The organism is Nonlabens sp. SY33080 (assembly GCF_011784885.1).
GTDB lineage: Bacteria > Bacteroidota > Bacteroidia > Flavobacteriales > Flavobacteriaceae > Nonlabens > Nonlabens tegetincola.
Genome location: NZ_CP050461.1, coordinates 2656809 through 2673897, shown reverse-complemented (window position 1 = coordinate 2673897; position 17089 = coordinate 2656809). Strand labels below are relative to the sequence as shown.

16 protein-coding genes are annotated in these 17089 nt (G+C 37.5%); 4 read left to right on the top strand and 12 right to left on the bottom strand.

Features of this window, described 5'->3' with window-relative positions; all coding sequences use genetic code 11:
- Positions 1-2: 2 nt before the first annotated feature.
- The 5 genes from HCN53_RS12105 to HCN53_RS12085 all read right to left on the bottom strand — a co-directional run bounded on the left by HCN53_RS12105 (position 3) and on the right by HCN53_RS12085 (position 6538).
- Positions 3-2945: a histidine kinase gene (locus HCN53_RS12105; protein WP_167343114.1), complete on the bottom strand. Its 2943-nt coding sequence runs from the start codon at positions 2943-2945 to the stop codon at positions 3-5.
- A gap of 142 nt (positions 2946-3087) precedes the next feature.
- Positions 3088-4500 carry an MBL fold metallo-hydrolase gene (locus HCN53_RS12100; RefSeq protein ID WP_105018573.1) on the bottom strand — a complete coding sequence of 471 codons (1413 nt, stop codon included), beginning with the start codon at positions 4498-4500 and terminating at the stop codon, positions 3088-3090.
- 130 nt (positions 4501-4630) lie between these two features.
- Positions 4631-5431 carry a sulfite exporter TauE/SafE family protein gene (locus HCN53_RS12095; RefSeq protein WP_167343113.1) on the bottom strand — a complete coding sequence of 267 codons (801 nt, stop codon included), beginning with the start codon at positions 5429-5431 and terminating at the stop codon, positions 4631-4633.
- A gap of 98 nt (positions 5432-5529) precedes the next feature.
- Positions 5530-6156: a Crp/Fnr family transcriptional regulator gene (locus HCN53_RS12090; RefSeq protein WP_167343112.1), complete on the bottom strand. Its 627-nt coding sequence runs from the start codon at positions 6154-6156 to the stop codon at positions 5530-5532.
- The gene (locus HCN53_RS12085; protein ID WP_235784008.1) at positions 6140-6538 is read right to left on the bottom strand and encodes a DUF983 domain-containing protein; all 399 of its coding nucleotides are present in this window, start codon (positions 6536-6538) and stop codon (positions 6140-6142) included. The genes HCN53_RS12090 and HCN53_RS12085 overlap by 17 nt, the downstream gene beginning before the upstream one ends.
- A gap of 1050 nt (positions 6539-7588) precedes the next feature.
- On the opposite strand from HCN53_RS12085, the gene HCN53_RS12080 reads away from it, so the two are divergent.
- The 4 genes from HCN53_RS12080 (at position 7589) to HCN53_RS12065 (ending at position 9954) form a co-directional block, all read left to right on the top strand.
- Positions 7589-8344, top strand: a complete 756-nt coding sequence (locus HCN53_RS12080; protein WP_167343111.1) for a hypothetical protein — start codon at positions 7589-7591, stop codon at positions 8342-8344.
- 1 nt (position 8345) lies between these two features.
- Complete coding sequence (locus tag HCN53_RS12075; protein WP_167343110.1) at positions 8346-8768, top strand: DUF5675 family protein; 423 nt, start codon at positions 8346-8348, stop codon at positions 8766-8768.
- Positions 8746-8997 carry a hypothetical protein gene (locus HCN53_RS12070; protein ID WP_167343109.1) on the top strand — a complete coding sequence of 84 codons (252 nt, stop codon included), beginning with the start codon at positions 8746-8748 and terminating at the stop codon, positions 8995-8997. Before HCN53_RS12075 ends, HCN53_RS12070 begins: the two co-directional genes overlap by 23 nt.
- Before the next feature lie 630 nt (positions 8998-9627).
- On the top strand, positions 9628-9954 hold the full coding sequence (locus HCN53_RS12065) for a YegP family protein (RefSeq protein WP_167343108.1): 327 nt from the start codon (positions 9628-9630) through the stop codon (positions 9952-9954).
- Between the two features lie 1031 nt (positions 9955-10985).
- Here the strand turns inward: HCN53_RS12065 and HCN53_RS12060 are convergent.
- The 7 genes from HCN53_RS12060 to HCN53_RS12030 form a co-directional block, all read right to left on the bottom strand.
- Positions 10986-12014, bottom strand: coding sequence for a hypothetical protein (locus HCN53_RS12060; RefSeq protein ID WP_167343107.1), 1029 nt, complete (start codon positions 12012-12014; stop codon positions 10986-10988).
- Position 12015: 1 nt separating this feature from the next.
- Positions 12016-12225 (bottom strand): KTSC domain-containing protein, encoded by a 210-nt coding sequence (locus tag HCN53_RS12055; protein WP_167343106.1) that lies wholly within the window; start codon positions 12223-12225, stop codon positions 12016-12018.
- 8 nt (positions 12226-12233) lie between these two features.
- A complete protein-coding gene (locus tag HCN53_RS12050) occupies positions 12234-14099 on the bottom strand; it encodes an ATP-binding protein (protein WP_167343105.1) in 1866 nt (621 codons plus the stop codon).
- Positions 14089-15336 carry an SIR2 family protein gene (locus HCN53_RS12045; RefSeq protein ID WP_167343104.1) on the bottom strand — a complete coding sequence of 416 codons (1248 nt, stop codon included), beginning with the start codon at positions 15334-15336 and terminating at the stop codon, positions 14089-14091. Before HCN53_RS12045 ends, HCN53_RS12050 begins: the two co-directional genes overlap by 11 nt.
- A gap of 76 nt (positions 15337-15412) precedes the next feature.
- Positions 15413-16102, bottom strand: a complete 690-nt coding sequence (locus HCN53_RS12040) for an ATPase (protein WP_167343103.1) — start codon at positions 16100-16102, stop codon at positions 15413-15415.
- Positions 16099-16791: a hypothetical protein gene (locus HCN53_RS12035; protein WP_167343102.1), complete on the bottom strand. Its 693-nt coding sequence runs from the start codon at positions 16789-16791 to the stop codon at positions 16099-16101. The genes HCN53_RS12040 and HCN53_RS12035 overlap by 4 nt, the downstream gene beginning before the upstream one ends.
- Positions 16792-16797: 6 nt before the next feature.
- Positions 16798-17076, bottom strand: a complete 279-nt coding sequence (locus HCN53_RS12030) for a helix-turn-helix domain-containing protein (RefSeq protein ID WP_167343101.1) — start codon at positions 17074-17076, stop codon at positions 16798-16800.
- Between the last annotated feature and the right edge of the window lie 13 nt (positions 17077-17089).

Here is a 17089-nt window from a genome sequence, read left to right as displayed (position 1 = left end):
ATCTAATTTAAAGGTAAAGTAATGGTCACTCTAGTACCTGAAGCTTGTCCGTCATTTACTAAATCCTCAATTACAATATCTACCGGTTTATTAAATTGCTCCTTGTAAAGTAAGGCTCTTTCGTTATTTACAGCGGTAGAAAACGATGTATGTGATCTTCCCCTATTCCTATTAAGCAATGCAGACTGTTGCCTGCCTATACCATTGTCTTCAATTTTGATGCTTAAGATTTTCTCATTTTTAATAACGCCGCAGTCGATCATTAACTTACGATTACTAGGTTTATGCATAAGACCATGTTTCAAAGCGTTTTCTACATAAGGTTGAACCAGTAATGATGGAATCATTATATGCTCAATATTTAAAGTATCATCTATTTTAATAGAATAATCAAGCTCATCGTCAAATCGCATTTTCTCTAATTCTAAATAGAGTTTGAGCGCAGCTATCTCCTGTCCTAAAGTAATTTCATCTTGCTGACTATAATCTAGGTACTTTCTTATAAGCCTACTAAATTTAACAAGATAATCACTGGCTAGTTCCCGTTCATTAGAAACAATAAAATCTTGGATGGAATTGAGTGAGTTAAAAACAAAATGCGGATTCATTTGAGACCTAATGTTCTCAAGCTTGAGACTTGCCATTTTCTTCTCCAGCAACAATCGATCAATCTCTATTTTACGTTGTTTATTTTTTCTCTTTTGTAATTGTTTCAAGATAAAAAAGGTAGCTCCAGCGATCCCTACAGCAATTAAAAAATAAAACCACGGTGTTTGCCAGAAGGGTGGTTCAATGGAAAACGTCACCGGACCAGCATATTTATAAATATCTGATTTACAGTTTTTTCCCCTCAACTTAAAGGTGTAGGTTCCCGGTGAAAGGCTTGCAAAATCAACCTGAGTGTTTCCTACGGGAATGGATATCCATTGTTTGTTGCTTTCAACGAGTTGGTATTCATAGGCTACATACTCTCTAGATTGAAAACCGTTTGAATTGAAGGCAATGGAAATATTATTCCTATCGTGCTTTAGATTGTAGTTTTCCTTTAACACAAGCGATAAACTATTGATTTTTACATCTGTAATTTCGATAGGTGCAGTTTTGAGCGCTTGTGTAAACGCATACTTAGGAATGCGGTATAAAGCTTGAATAGAAGTAGAAATTATTAGATCATCATATAGTAGGTACTCGTTTATAAGTTCATTCATCCCCATCTGACCATTAAATTCTTGCACAGAATCATCGGTGAGATCATAGCGAGTTATGACTCCTTCATTGAGCATCCATAGATGTTGCTGATCTGATCTCAGCTTAGTTAATGAGGTTGAAGTTTGATTTTTATTTTTTGAAAGATTTAGATTTACGCTTTCGCGAAAGCGTAATCCATCATCTATTATCACACTTTTCAAAACTTTATTATCCTTAATGCCTACCCAGATCTCATCATCAATCTTGCTTAAGGAAGTAGCAAATACGGATTCATTACCATATTTAATTTCCCTCAATGTTGAAGAGGCTAGGTTATATAAATACAATCCATCTACAAATGATATCAAAAGCTTGTTCTCATCTATGACTAAAGCATCTTTCACACGATTTTTTCTGATGAGAATTGCATTTTCTTTAATTAAGCTGGAATCATAGAGTAAGGCCTCTTTGAAGTTTCCATAAAACAGAAACTGATCATTCAAACGCTCAATGCTTTTTGCAGAGTTGAACACAGATTTTAAAGGGGTAAGCTTAAAGGTGTCGAGATCCAGTTTGTAGGATAAATTACTTGAAATACTGATGAGCAGGGTATGCTCAGTAGTGTCGTGATACAAGAAGCTTATGTTGTTCTTATCATTGAGATCTAATTTATATTTTAATGAAAGGTCGGTATTATATAAATAAAGTGTACCAACATCAGTTCCCAAAGCGAAATGATCATCGCCTACTTTTGTAACCGCAGTAATTTTTTGTTTACCTTCAGGTAAGGATTTTCGTGTAACTTCTTTGTTCGGGATTACAAAAATTCCATTGTCTAAGGTGGTCGCCCATTGATTTTTGTTGAAATCTGTAATTACTTCTGAAATTGATTGGGACTCGAGCAATTGATCAAAAATTTCTAAAGTTTGTCCATTCTTTTTGCAGACCCAAATACCATCACTGGTACAAAGCCATAATTCATTGTGATGACCTGTTATGTTGTATATATTTAATTTCTGAATGGTTTCAGGAATTGATATTTCTTTTAAAGGCTGATCCTTATCTATAGTATAAAGTTTGTTGCCACCTTTCAATTTGTAGGTCAGGAAAATGCTGTTATTAGCTTCAAATAAAGATGGAGCAACGACATCTTCACGATTAAATTCATCGACCACCGTAGACTCATTATTTGACTCTATAATAATTTTATGTATTTGGTCGGTAGAATCATCTATGGGTATATCTAAATGCCATATTTCCTCTCCTCTTGAGGTCGTAGTAAGTACTCTGTCCTTGCGTTGCAGGGTTTTCTCTTTAGAGCTTTTAGAAATGTGATAAATCCCACCAGATCGATTATAGATTATTACATTGTCCTCATCTACGCTGAAGGGGACTAACTGACCGTTTACTATGTCATGTGCATCATGAAAAAGCGTCATTTGTTCATTTTCAACATAGAAAAATTGGCCGTATATATTGTTGAACCACAAACGTCCCTTGTGATCCAGGGTCAGATTAAACACTGCATCACCATGTTGGTCTGGATGTGTATATAGAATAAACTGCTTGCCGTTATATTTATACAAGCCACTGTCTGCAGCTAGCCATATATTAAAATGATCATCTTCAATAATATCGTAAAAAGTAGCATCGGGTAATTGATCATTTCTAGAGAAGTGATGATATACTTCCTGTTGTCCAAAGATTAGATTACTGGACAACGCTATAATAAAATAAAGTAAGTTGTATATCTTCAAAATATAGAATCGATAATTTACAAATCTAAAGAATACCTATATGTTGCGAAGCCTTTTTTGCTAAACAAAGCGACTTTATTTCTAAATAGAAAAAGCGTCTGTTTCCAGACGCTTTATCAACTTAACCAACCTAAATTATAAACTATTTCAAAGTAGATGGACATACATAATTAGTTGTCGATACTCCTGCTTCTTTAATAGCTTTATAGCCGCCTTGAATATCGATTAGATTATGAATTCCTCTACTCTTTAAAATGGATGCAGCTATCATGCTGCGGTATCCACCTGCACAATGGATATAAAATGTTTTATCATCAGGAAATTCTGATAAATAATTATTTAATTCACTTAGAGGTGTGTGTTGTGCATCAATTACATGTTCACTTTGATATTCACCTGGTTTCCTTACATCAAAAATTTCAGGTTTATCATTTTCAAGCTTAGCTTTAAATTGAGATGCAGGTATGGAACTTACTGTATCGTATTCTTTGCTAGCCTTTTTCCACGCAGCAAAACTTCCTTTTAAATATCCAATTGTGTTATCAAAACCTACTCGAGATAGTCTTGTTATTGCTTCTTCAATTCGTTCTTCATCGGCGATTAAAAGTATAGGTTGATGCACATCTTTTACAAGGTCTCCTACCCATGGAGCAAAACTACCATCAAGCCCTATGAATATTGATCCTGGAACGTGCCCAACAGCAAATTCACTTTGATGTCGAACATCGAGCATTAAAGCACCTGTTTCATTTGCAGCAGCTTCAAATTCATCTGGGGTGAGCGCAGTTTCACCTTGAGCTATTACTTCTTCTATATTTTTATAACCTTCTTTATTCATTTTTACATTAAGGGGAAAATAAGCTGGTGGTGGTAACAATCCATCAGTCACCTCTTTAATAAATTCCTCTTTGGTCATATCTGATCTCAAAGCATAATTAACTGCTTTTTGATTACCTAGTGAGTCTACAGTTTCCTTCATCATATTTTTACCACAAGCACTTCCTGCGCCATGAGCAGGATAAACTATGACATCATCGGCTAGTGGCATGATCTTGTTACGCAAACTTTCATATAAGGTTCCAGCAAGTTCCTCTTGTGTCATATTTGCTGCCTTTTGTGCTAGATCTGGTCTTCCGACATCTCCTAGAAACAAGGTATCACCAGTAAAAATCGCATGATCTTTTCCATTTTTATCTCTTAGAAGAAAGGTCGTGCTTTCCATAGTGTGTCCTGGAGTATGCAACACGACAAAAGTTATTTCTCCTAAAGAAAACTCCTGATTGTCTTGGGCGATAATCGCCTCAAAATCTGGATTGGCATTTGGGCCATAAACGATAGGAGCACCTGTTTTTTGAGAAAGTGTAACATGACCACTCACAAAATCGGCATGGAAATGAGTTTCAAAAATATATTTTATTGTTGCTCCATCCTTTTTTGCACGATCTATATAGGGTTGAACCTCTCGTAATGGATCAATAATAGCTACCTCACCATTACTTTCAATATAATAGGCTCCTTGCGCTAGACATCCGGTATAAATCTGTTCTATTTTCATAATCCTTTTTTTGCTTAAATTATAATACACTAATTCCAGTTTGTTGAAAGAGCACGCTTTCGCGAAAGCGGAATTATTTCTTATTTGATTTAAAATTAAATAAGCATCTCATCATTTACGGTAACATTTATTACATAGACACCTCTTTATAAATAATATATATTCCCATGATTAGAACAAACCACCCAAAAGCTGTTTTTAATCGTTTACCATCAATGAATTTATTGAGCCAGATCCCAATAAATATTCCAACTACGGAAACTGAAGTAAAGCTGAGTAAGAATAACCAATCGATGTCTAGGTTTTGAACATCTCCTATAAAACCAATCAGAGACTTTATAGCAATAATTAATAATGAGGTAGCTACCGCTTTTTTCATAGGCAATCTGGCCAGTAATACCAAAGCTGGAATAATTAGAAATCCACCACCAGCGCCTACAACTCCTGTAAGTACTCCAACAATAGATCCTTCTAACACAATTAAAGGATAGTTATAAGAAACCTCTTTATCGTCGTGATGTTCATTGCGCTTGTTACGTATCATTGAAATTGAAGCGACCAGCATTATTATGGCAAAAAACAGCATTATCGCAAGATTTTTAGAAACGATAAATGTTCCCACACTAAATAACTGTACGGGAATAGCTGGTATTAAATAAGCTCGTGTAAGGTAGACCGCAATAAATGCAGGTATAGCAAATATTATCGCTGTTTTAAAATCTACCATTCCTTTAAAAATGTTTCTTACAGCACCTACTAGGGCAGTGGTACCTACGACAAATAATGAATAGGCCGTTGCAACAACAGGATTAAGAGATAATGCATATACTAAAATGGGAACGGTAAGAATGGAGCCACCACCACCAATAAGTCCTAAAACCAGACCAATTAATAATGCGCCTACATAGCCTAAAACATCCATTAACTCCATAATGTATTGATTTTGAAATCAAAAGTAAAATGGGTAATCAGGTATTTATGTAACCCTTGTTACAGGAGTAAGAATTAATTAAAATTTAGTTTTCTTTTTTACAGCATTTCAATAAAGCTGCGATGAAGTTTTATCTGTGAATTATTCTCCATTTTTTTAAGTAATCTAGAGATAACAACACGACTGGTGTGTAAATCGGCCGCGATTTCTTTATGAGTAATATGGATATGTTTACTATTGAGTATTTTAACCTTGTCTAATAAATAGTTTTCTAATCGCTCATCCATATTGTTAAAGGCAATGTTATCGATACTTTCTAGCATCTCCATTAACCTTTCATGGTAACTATTCATAACAAAGTTGCGCCAGGTTCTATAGTTGCGAGACCATTCTTCCATTTTACCTACTGGAATCATAAGTAGTTTTACAGAAGTCTCGGTAACTGCATGTATTTCACTTTTGGTGGTTCCTAAACAACAAGTCATTGTCATTGCACAAGTGTCACCACGTTCAAGGTGATAAAGCAATAATTCATCACCTTCTTCATCTGGTCTTAATATTTTTATGCTACCATCTAGTAATAATGGCATGGACTTGATGTATTGCCCAGGTTTAATGAGGTCTTCACCTGCATCAACCTCCATAAAGGTAGCTACTTGATTAATCTCTTCAATTAAAGCAAGTTCAAACTGAGAACCATAATGTTTATTAAGTTCTTGAATCATTTTTTACCTGTTTGGCAATCTGTCGATCATACTTAAAGAAAAAATGAGCCCAGATAGATTTTGAAACAGCTCCTATATATGGGAATAAAAGAACTAACCCTACAAGTATCGCAATAAAGGCAATTAATGGACTAGATCCATAACCAGCTAACCACAATAAAACGTAAATAGCCACTGCTATCGCAACCCCAACTGCATAGGAAACATACATGGAACCGTAATAAAAACTAGGCTCGATGGAATATTTAAGATTACATTTTGGACAATGTTCTCGTACCTTATTATAATTTGAAATTTTATAGGGATTTGACTCTAAAAATTCACCTTGCCTACAACGTGGACATTTTAAGAATAACAGACTGTATATGGCAGATTTTTTCAATTGGATCAGATTTTAAACAAATATAAGATGTGGTCACTTTTGCTTATGTAACTCTTGTTACAATTTTAATAATTATACTTCATTTAAGTGAGTTTAAACAAGAAAGCTATTCTTACAAATTGAGGAATTAGTAATAAATAATAATCCTTGTTAGGATCTTGTTATAGTCTTCTTTAGCCTGACTACGATAGGATTACTAACATCAAAACAGCACTATACTGTAAATAAGTCACTTATAATGATTACCGCATTATCTTTTATTTAAACCTTGAATTACTCGAGGTTACTCCATAAAAAACACGCCTATTAGACGCGGTTATTGGAGTATTGTGAACTTGACAGGAGAAAATCCAGACTTTTAAATCAAGACGTAGTACCTATAAATACCTTTTGAATAGGATTGCTGCTCATCCTAATAAAACTCCGGGTTGAAAATAGAAAAAGATGAAAAGAAATTTTGAGTAAACTCGACTTCTTTTCACCTTTTTTGGTTTATTCGTGACCACGGTAGGATTATCGCGAAGCCACGCTATATGCGGATTTTGTTAGGCATTACTCAATATTCAGTTTTCTCAACTGACCGAATACCTACCATTTTGAAAGAACTTGTTTAATTGAAATTAGCATTTCAAGACTATATAAAGATAACTCTTTTCTGATTTCAAACCTACTCAAATGGCTATAAATACTATGAAACTTGAAGTAAATATTCTTTGATGGTTTCCTCTTTAATTCCGCTGTACTCAGCGAATTCTTCTACGGTTACGAACTGGTAGGACTGCTTGCCGAAGTGCTTTCTAATGTCCTGCAAAAGCTTACGGCCATAGCGTTCACTTCTGCCGGTAAGGCAGTGAACGTCTTTGGGGAATATGGTGGCTCTTACAATCTTCATTTTAATACACTATCCATACTTAATCCATACGGCATCAATACTTGAACGATACACTTAAAACGGCAAAAATCGTGCTAGGTGGCAGATGCGGTTCTAGGAATTCTGACAGTTCTACAAATCTAGTTTGATTTGCTGAGTAATCATAAAATTTTCTAAAAATGGCTAGACAAACTGGTATTATCAAGCTAAAAGGAACTCTTGGCGACATTTCCTTTTACAAAAGCTCTGATGGACATCTTGCGCGCACCAAAGGTGGCGTGGATGCCAATCGTATCGCTAATGACCCAGCGTTTCAAAGAACGCGAGAAAACGGCTCTGAATTTGGACGTGCTGGAAAGGGCGGAAAGGTTATTCGCAACGCTATTCGTGTGCTTCTGCAGAATGCAAAAGACAAGCGTGTGGTAAGTCGATTAACAAAGGCTCTGGTGGCGGTTACCAAAACCGACACGGTCAATGAGCGTGGTCTTAGAACCATTGAAGATGGTGATATGAACACGTTGCAAGGCTTTGAGTTCAACCTCAACGGTAAATTGGCGACGACTCTGTTTGCGCCGTACTCAACTTCTCTGGACCGTGCGACTGGTGATGTAGGTGTTTCACTTCAACCTTTTGCACCAAGCGTCCGCGTAGCGGCGCCAACTGGTACGACCCACTTTAAAGTGGTCGCAGGTGCATCAGAGTTGGATTTTGCAAATGAGAGCTCTTCTTTCGAGAGTACTGAAACTGCAATCCTACCATACAATGGTACAAACACGGCTCAGATTGATTTGGATGTGGCACTTCCTGCAAACTCTGTTTTACCGATTATGCAAGTGATTGGTATTGAGTTTTACCAAGAGGTCAACGGACAGATGTACCCACTCAAAAACGGTGCTTACAATGCCCTTTCCGTAGCAAAAGTTGACACTGTGTAAGATGGAACTACTCCTGAAGCGAAGCTACTTTGAAAAGGGTACCAATGGTGCCCTTTTCGTTAATGGTTACCTCATCTGTTTTATAATTGAATTACCCTGGCGTGAAAACAAATGCAATGTTTCTTGCATTCCCGAAGGGCGCTACAAAGTAGTGCCACGCTTTTCGCCTCGATTCAAAAATCATTTACACGTGTTGGATGTTCCTGGTCGCAGTTTGATTTTGATTCATCCTGCCAATGATGCTCTGCGAGATTTGGAAGGCTGTTTAGCTCCGGTTTCCCAACTCAGCGACATCGGCAAAGGTTGGTCGTCAAAAGTTGCTTTAAACAAGCTGTTGTCACTTTCCTATCAGGCGTATGACCGAAAAGAAACTATTTTTTTAACTATTAAATCCCAGAATTATGACACTTATAGAACGCTATAAAAAACCAACTCCTAAATTCTTTAGAATCCTCAGAAACATCGGTATTGCTTTGGCAACAGCTGGTGGTGCAATTATCGCTTCGCCAATTGCTTTGCCAGCTACTTTGGTAACCGTTGCTACATATATGACCGTTGCTGGTACTGTAGCTACGGCTGTGAGTCAAGCAGTTACTTCCGATAGTGATTCCGCTTCCGCGAAAGCGAAAAAAGAACAGTCTGCAGAGGCTTAAAGTTAATCAGATGCCACACAGATAAATGTCCACGAAAGTTGGAACAATTGGCGGTACTATTGCCACAGCTCTGCATTCAACCTCAGCTGATGACCTCATCGGTTCGGCTTTGGTTGCTGTATTCGGTGCGTGTGTCAGTTTTATTGTATCGCTTTTGCTGAAGATATATCTGAAAGATTGGTTGAAATCCAAACTTCGGCGCAAGAGGAAGAAATGACAGTTTGGAACGAGAGAGCCTTGGTTTACCGCCAGGGCTTTTTCAATCCAACTAAAGAAAATGAACACATTTTTTTTACAAAGAAAAACGAAAAAAAGAAAGCAATCTTTTTGGTGGCGTGGCCAAGTTGTCAAGTTTTTTTGGAAAAAATCGTGCGCTTTCGAAATCCTATAACGAACCTTTCCAAGAGTACAAAGGATAGAGCATAGACAGCGACTTGGCACGCCAGCAGTAACCCGTAATACAGACCGATTGAAAAAGTGGTTTTCTAAAATGGTGCGCGCTTTTGGCGCACTATTTTTTTCAAAACCCGCAGGGCCTGAACTTTACTGCAGGTGTGCGGTGGCCTTTGGAAGCCACCTATCTTTGTGACCTTTTTTATCTTTATCTGATATTATTTAAAACCAAATACTATGGGAAAATTTGAAATGTACAAAGATGTTGGTGGTCAGCACAGATTTAGATTGAAGGCAAGTAATGGACAAAACATACTGGCAAGTGAGGCTTACACTTCAAAAGCAGGATGTTCAAACGGAATTGAATCGGTTCGAGAAAATTCTCAAATTGACAGTCGATATGATAGACAGAGGTCCAATAATGGGAAGAATTATTTCAATCTCAAGGCTAGTAATGGACAGGTCATTGGAACGAGTGAAATGTATGAAAGTAGTTCTGGAATGGAAACTGGAATCAAATCGGTAATGAACAATGCCCCTAAAGCTCCTGTTGTCGAAGTCTAAGTTTTCTTGAGCAGGTAATCCAAAGGCGCGAGCCGACTGCGAGATGAGCGAGGGTGCCGTGAGTGGGCGCCTGTAGGCACGAAAGGCGCTCACGGCTATGTTGTAAACACTAGGTGGCGCAGGTTTTTGATTCCGCTAATGGTAGCAAAATGTATATTGAAGAGGGTAAGTGCTGTTTGTGAGTGAAGTGTCTGACGATAGGAAGTCGCGAAAGGAACAAATAGCTCTTACTTGCCAGGACGGAAGCGGTACTAGCTTATCCGACGGGTAAGATGGTACGGCTGTAGGACGTTATGGTTGTGCACAATGTTTATTGAAATGACATCAAAAACTGTGACACCGTATAGGCCCGAAGCGACACGCAGGCTCGCAAAACAATAAGTGGCGGTTACCCCTTAATAATTAAGCCGGCGATAGCCGACCGCTTTGGATTTTAAGGGTTAAGAGTAGCCACGAGTGCAAAAGGCGTGAAATGTGTGGAATAAAACAAGCCACCGCTTTGGATGGCGCGTTGGCTGTGGTGGCGGTCCCGACAAGGGCGACCTTAACTAAGGTTCAAATTATTTACCAATCTTGATGGTCGTTTATATACCCTTTTCGGGATGTTTTATGGAACAAAACGGAACAACTGGCGCACACCTTATTACCTGCCTTCCCGAATTTTAATGGTATCACTGCTGTTTATTACAACGACGAAAATATTTGTACTAGGTGTGCGCAAAGGCAAAAGGTACGAGCAGGTATTGTGCTTGACTGATTTCCTTTAGAATTTATAAGTATCAATCTATATCAAAACTCAATTTGAAACGCTTTGCACAATACCTGCTGGTACCGCGCGGAACCGAAGGCTCTTGTTGCTGAAGAGTGAACGGACGAATGTAGCCCAGCGGAATGAGGTAGTGAGTGATGAAGTGGCAAGTGCCGTAGGTGGGGAATTGTCTGCACTATAAATTATTATTTACCCAAAGCTGTAAGTAAATTGGTATAAGTTATAGCTGGCTCTGGTAAATATTTCGTAAAACAGTCTAGATTTAGAAATTGTCATTAATCTCCTTTTCGATTAAATTAAATTTATCCTTAACGTCATCTGCATAATAAAACTTCAATAAACTTTCTTTTGAAATATTTCCAGTTTTGAGAAACTCGCTCAAGTATTCTTGATTAAACTCCATTAGTTGCATCGATTTTTCAAGTTGTTTGAGAATGTTCTTGTTATTATCAATATTTGATTGCACCAATGACTTAATCGTTTTAACCTCATTGATGTCCTTTATAATCCTACTAACTATCATTCCCAAGATATCCTTGTTTAGAGAGGTTTTTTCAGAATTGATAGCTATGTCTCGACATAGCATATAAGCAATTGACAAATTGGTGTAATCACCTCGCTGTGAATCAATAATCGCAACAAAGCCTATACTTGGAATGTATCCAACGTTTTCAATCTCATTCAAAATAGAATTACTTACTAAAGCGCGATCAAGAACAATTATTCCTACTTCAGAGTTTCTATTAGCTTGCGACTCAATTAGCTGACTCCATACAGTATCATTTCTGCGAGAAAATACATCTTTAGATCTGATATCCCCCATAGCGATACTCTTGTCGAACTTACATTCAATGACTATTCTTAAACCTTTGTCTCCCTCTAATTCGCAGACAATATCTCCTGTTTTATTTCTTGGCAAGTTTCCTACGGTATTACCAGTCAAAAATGCTTGGTCGCCTAATTTTTTAGACGCGAAGTAATCATTTAGAAATTGAGCAATTTCCTCTTCCGCAAGGTTGCCCTTAACAGATGATTTATAAAACAATTCCTTATTCATATCAAAAATCATCTTCAAACTTTCTAATTCTGTTCCTAACTCATTACTGGTTTTGGAAAGAAATGCCGAGAGCCTGTCTTCCATCAATGCCAACACACCGATGTACAACGCTTTAAAAAGTTTGTCCTCCCTATCCTTTGATGGTATTGAATCAAAATAGTTGAATATAATTTCATTCTCTATCTCAAAACTTTTGAGCTCAACTCTTTTTAATTTCTGATTGAGATTTACCATACTAAAGTTTGGAATAACGATAAACTCCCTTAATATTTTGGGCTAGGTATTGACCGTGTGAATTGGCTTCCATAATACCGGTATGATGATGCTCTGGAACATCGAAATATTGATATACCGCGTTGTTTAAAAATTCAATTTCTAATGTTTGGGAATCTACATCGTATCCAATCGATGCGATATTTGATGATGATACAGGTTGTCTTTCCATAATTCTTTTTATTTGATTCTTTTAATTTTTGGGTTTTGTGATCTCCACGTTTCTATAAATTCTACATAATTTGGGTTTTCTTCCATTTGATTTCCCCAACCACCTGGAACTAAAGAATCTGCTGTATCAATCTCATCAAATACAACAGGGTCTTGACTGTCCGGCCTTCTGCTTTTTATAGGGGGCTTGATATTGGTACGCATAGGTAATTTCACAGATTCGCCTAAGATTATTGCTTCCCCAGTTTTTAATATAGGTAACATACTTGTTAATCCTTCGAGGTTGTCAGATACAGCACTAGTAACGTGAGAACGATCAGATGAATTAGTCAGTCTAAGTGCGAAAAATGTTCCACATTGTGATAATATTGTCGAATTAATTTCCGATGGCCTTTGACTTACTATCATAGAACCAATACCATATTTCCTGCCCTCTTTAACAATTTTCTGAACAACGTTTAATGCGCTTCCGTCCTGATTTAAATAGTTGTGAGCTTCTTCCATTAATAACAGCAAGGGTCTTTCGCGTCCACCTTGAGATAGGTTTCGTGCCCAAAACAATCCGTCATATGTGATCCTTAGTAATACCCCAATTATTGTATTTAGAATTGTACTCGGAACTCCTGACAAATCAAGTATGGTTATCGGCTTCTCGCTCCCTATCCAGCTACGAATAAGGTCATCTAAGTCTTTTTCTGTTTTCCCATCTTGACCTGGCAGATACGGTCCTGGTTTAAAAAGAAAATCAAATCTAGGGATTCGTAGTTTAGCTCCTAAATTATGTAGTTGTTGAGATTGATTAAGTGTGGGTGAGGGAAGGTGGCCTACCAAATCTCCATTATCCTTATTTGTGTTAATCTTCTTGAATAAAGGTGGTGATGCGGTAAGTGGGTCACCCATCAATTCCAAACCATCAGGATCAGTTTCATACGCTAAATTTTCTATGGCTGTACCTTCTCTACTGCGATAATACTTCCCTGCCGTTTCCTTATAAAGCTCATACCATAGATGATTTAGACTAAATGGCACAGGCGTATCAACACTGATATTATTTACAGCAACTCCATTTTTAGGATGGTTACTTATGCTCTTAGTTTTCTCTTTTAAGATTCTTTCTAACACGGTATTTTTGTCCTTGTCGTTACCAAACCCTCCAAAACTTACAGCGCATAACTCATCGAAATTTAATGCCCAAAACGGTATTTGAAGTTCTTTCTCACCAATGCTGGTGTCTGCATTTATCTTAAAAATATTTGCCCGATCTTTTAGCGCCGAACCATATTCCCCGTGAATGTCAAACACTAAAATTCTAGAAGAAGGGTATTTAGACGATTCACTAAGTTTATTTAAAATACTTGCTACGGTAGTGGATTTACCTGAACCGGTAGTGCCTAAAATAGCTGAGTGCCTTGTAACTAGTTTATTCACATCGATTAATGCAGGTATAGAGACAGCACCTGAGATATGACCGACATTAACAAAGTAAGGTTTATCTGGTTGCCCGTAAATACTTTTTAAATCAGCCTCTGATACTAAATGGGCTTCATCGTTAATCGTTGGGTATTGTGTTAATCCCCTCTCAAACTTTCCATTTTTCTGAGCTTCTCCTACCAGTTGTATTGTCATCCATCTATTGCCATAAGGCTGGTTATCACTTTGATTTTCGGGAACGGCACTCGCACCAACCTGTGTTATAAGACCATATAAAAAATTGTAGCCAATAGGAATTTTAACGAAACTGCCTATTTGTCCAATTTTATATCCTTCGCCATTCACGTATGTTAATCCCTCTGGCGACTCATTCGATAATACCACTCTAACTGTAGTTCCCGAAACATCTTGGATTGTACCTATTAAAGTGGAATTAATTTTCATCAAAATTTGTTTGATTATATCCGATTAGTGCTTGAAGGAATTCTCCTAATTTGGAAAAGTCACCTAAATTTAGGCTATAAATTTTCTCATCAGTCTCTTTCCCATCTTCTCCTTTTTTTTGTGCAATGGTGATACTGTTTGCTAGGTTCATAGAGTTATCGAAATCGTCATCCGTAATATGCCAATGACCTCTTACCGTACCTATAATAGCCTCATCCTTTCCCCATATTGCGAGATTGCTCCTGTTTCTAGCTAATTTAACAGCATTGGGATAATTTTCTATGACGTCACCGTTGTCGTCCTTATAAGTTAAATCTCCAAATAACATCGCAATAACCATTGTGTTGGGATTGGACTTAAGTGCATTGAGAATGGTATCATTTAAATGCTCATCATTGAAAGAATACCCAGTCATTATCATAAGCGAATTAGGTTTCCTTATAAACTTGGATAGCTTGTCTATTAGAGCCAGATATGGCATTTTACGACTTTGGTCATATTTCAAATGTGAGGGATATATAAGATGCGAACTATTGATCTCATCGGTTCTGGTAGTCCTAAACACATCTTTGTTTTCCTTTTGAAACCAATTTATGGAACCGTGTATTTTCCATAGTCGAGTCCAATGGTCAGGCATTAAATCGTCCTCTACAGCTCTCAAATCAAAAAAAGATTGTCGAGAGCCAATAAAACCGTCAAAATAGGGTATTGAAATGTCTTCAAAAGCCTGTTCCATAAGAAGGTCATAGTTCGTTGTAAATATTTCTACAGGTACACTTCTATCTATTGAAATCCAATGTGCAAGTTTGTGGTAAGGTGAGTTTTCAGATGGTAAGTCTACATCCAATTTTTCTACGATTTTCTCACAAATATTCTTCTCAATTTCACTTAACGCGTCTATGTTGAAACCGCGCACATCGTTACCCACAGCAACTACTTTTAAACTTCTAATAAAACTTAGTATATCTTCAATGTTTTCAGGGTCTTTTTCTGATTTTACTACCTCATTCAAAAGCCTATCAAAATCATTGTCAGGCTCCCCATCCTTACTTCCTAATTCTTGAGTCGCATATTTAGTCAAACCGGCCACATCAGGTATTAGTGGCCATTCTCCCTTCGGCATTTCAACGGATAATGGACAACCAGCGGAAACAAAAAAACCGATAGGTTTTTTATCGAGAGACAAGGTCTGCCTTAAAAAGTTCAAATGCTTGATCGGATCGTGGTAGTTGGTCATAGAGCTAAAATTAACTTTTGTAATATAGTCAAATTAGAAATTAGTTTTGACGCTTTTTAATGGTAATTGTAATGATTTATCCTCTTTTGTCTTTAGCTTGATTATTAAAAGAAATTAGATTAAACATCTCACGCATCCGTGAGCGGACTCGTTCGCCGTATTTAGATTCTAGTTCCTCTGCGTTGAGGTTTGAAGTGATATGTGTTTTGACTTGCTTTTGTCTGAACACTTCGTAACGTGATATGAGAATTTCGCCCATCACATTACAGTCCTTTCCGTAGTGGCGACCGATGGCCTCTACGCCGAGGTCGTCGAAGCAATAGGATTTTCTGTCTGAGTAGGCCTCAATAGTTTTGTAGCCCAGGTTGTTGAATCCAAATACGATATTCCTGCAAGGAATAAGGTTGAACTGGTGGTAGCGCTTGTGTGGTACCAAATGAGGTAATAACCTCATCAATGTGGTCTTGCCACAACCAACAGGACCGGATAGCAACAAACCTTTGTTGAGGTCTATTTGAAATTTATTGCATTCGCTTTGGTCGCCTATGAAATAGGTGACTAGCCTATAAAGTAAGGCTTTATCTTCTTCATAGATTTTGAATTGTTTACCAAACAACAGTTTGCCCTTTGCATCCAGAAACCTCAGCGCCGATTTGAAATCGTATTGCAGTAACTTATCCTTGAGCTCTGCTACCTGAAATTGAGAACTGCCAAGGATTAAGATGCCTGGATTCTTTAGGTCGAACGAGGTCTCTGGATGTTTCATAGCGGTTGATTGTAATTTTTATTCCTTACCGTGTGAAGGTTCTCGCTTTCGCGGGAAGTGAACTTGTCCTGATTTTGGGACACTCGTTTTTCGTTTTGTAGTTCTTCAGATTTTAGCATCCAGTTTTTCGCGGAAGCGTGCCAATTCTCAATTTTTACTTTTCCACCTATTTTCCAACCTATGGCTTGGTAGTGATTGAAGAATTTTTTGGCTTCAACTTCTGGCCATTTTTCTTTTTTGAAAAAATCTAAAACCTCATCTTCATTTTTAGGCTTAGGTAGTTTATAACTGTTTTGTAATGTTTGTATATGTTTATTAGAACGTACCACTGCTTGTCCTTGATTTGGGACACCTTGGTACACAGCTTGTCCCACAACTTGTCCAGAGCTTGTACCAAAAATGAGCATCTTGATTTTTGAGCCCTTAAAGGGGTTGTGCGAAGGCACATACACCAAATAATTGTAGTAATTCAATTCCTTTACACATCTGTGGTAAGTGGATTTTGACCCAATCTTAGCCAGTTTCATTACGTCTTCACGGTTCACGTGGAAGCTTTCGCGAAAGCGGTGATAGTTCCATAACTGAAAAAGTGCCAAATACAGGCTAATATGCGTAGGATTCAGGCGGTCATCCTTTCGGAATTGCTCGAACACAGCATTGAGATGCTGAACATAGTTGACTTCTGGCATTCCGTTTTAATAAGAGTTATCAATGCGGTTTTCTTGGATGATGCGATGGATTTCATCTGCGTCATAGAAAATGATACCACCTATTTTGGAATAGGGAAGTGTACCATTGATACGTAGGTTTTGAAGCGTTCCTGGACTGACCTGCAGAAGTTCCATTACCTCAGCAGATTTGAGGTATTTTTTCTTTTTGGATTGTGCAGGTTGCTTTATGAGTTCCTTTAAATCCTCGAGCAGTTCCAATTTGAATTCTCTAAGGTCGTCTGTTGTGATAATGGATGTAGGCATCTGTAAAACGGTT

Bases quoted from the DNA above. Each gene is read 5' to 3' on its own strand.
- HCN53_RS12055 (WP_167343106.1), bottom strand. From the start codon at position 12,225: ATGGAAAGACAACCTGTATCATCATCAAATATCGCATCGATTGGATAC.
- HCN53_RS12095 (WP_167343113.1), bottom strand. From the start codon at position 5,431: ATGGAGTTAATGGATGTTTTAGGCTATGTAGGCGCATTATTAATTGGT.
- HCN53_RS12040 (WP_167343103.1), bottom strand. From the start codon at position 16,102: ATGAAACATCCAGAGACCTCGTTCGACCTAAAGAATCCAGGCATCTTA.
- HCN53_RS12050 (WP_167343105.1), bottom strand. From the start codon at position 14,099: ATGAAAATTAATTCCACTTTAATAGGTACAATCCAAGATGTTTCGGGA.
- HCN53_RS12100 (WP_105018573.1), bottom strand. From the start codon at position 4,500: ATGAAAATAGAACAGATTTATACCGGATGTCTAGCGCAAGGAGCCTAT.
- HCN53_RS12080 (WP_167343111.1), top strand. From the start codon at position 7,589: ATGGCTAGACAAACTGGTATTATCAAGCTAAAAGGAACTCTTGGCGAC.
- HCN53_RS12065 (WP_167343108.1), top strand. From the start codon at position 9,628: ATGGGAAAATTTGAAATGTACAAAGATGTTGGTGGTCAGCACAGATTT.
- HCN53_RS12070 (WP_167343109.1), top strand. From the start codon at position 8,746: ATGACACTTATAGAACGCTATAAAAAACCAACTCCTAAATTCTTTAGA.
- HCN53_RS12060 (WP_167343107.1), bottom strand. From the start codon at position 12,014: ATGGTAAATCTCAATCAGAAATTAAAAAGAGTTGAGCTCAAAAGTTTT.
- HCN53_RS12045 (WP_167343104.1), bottom strand. From the start codon at position 15,336: ATGACCAACTACCACGATCCGATCAAGCATTTGAACTTTTTAAGGCAG.
- HCN53_RS12030 (WP_167343101.1), bottom strand. From the start codon at position 17,076: ATGCCTACATCCATTATCACAACAGACGACCTTAGAGAATTCAAATTG.
- HCN53_RS12090 (WP_167343112.1), bottom strand. From the start codon at position 6,156: ATGATTCAAGAACTTAATAAACATTATGGTTCTCAGTTTGAACTTGCT.
- HCN53_RS12075 (WP_167343110.1), top strand. From the start codon at position 8,346: ATGGAACTACTCCTGAAGCGAAGCTACTTTGAAAAGGGTACCAATGGT.
- HCN53_RS12035 (WP_167343102.1), bottom strand. From the start codon at position 16,791: ATGCCAGAAGTCAACTATGTTCAGCATCTCAATGCTGTGTTCGAGCAA.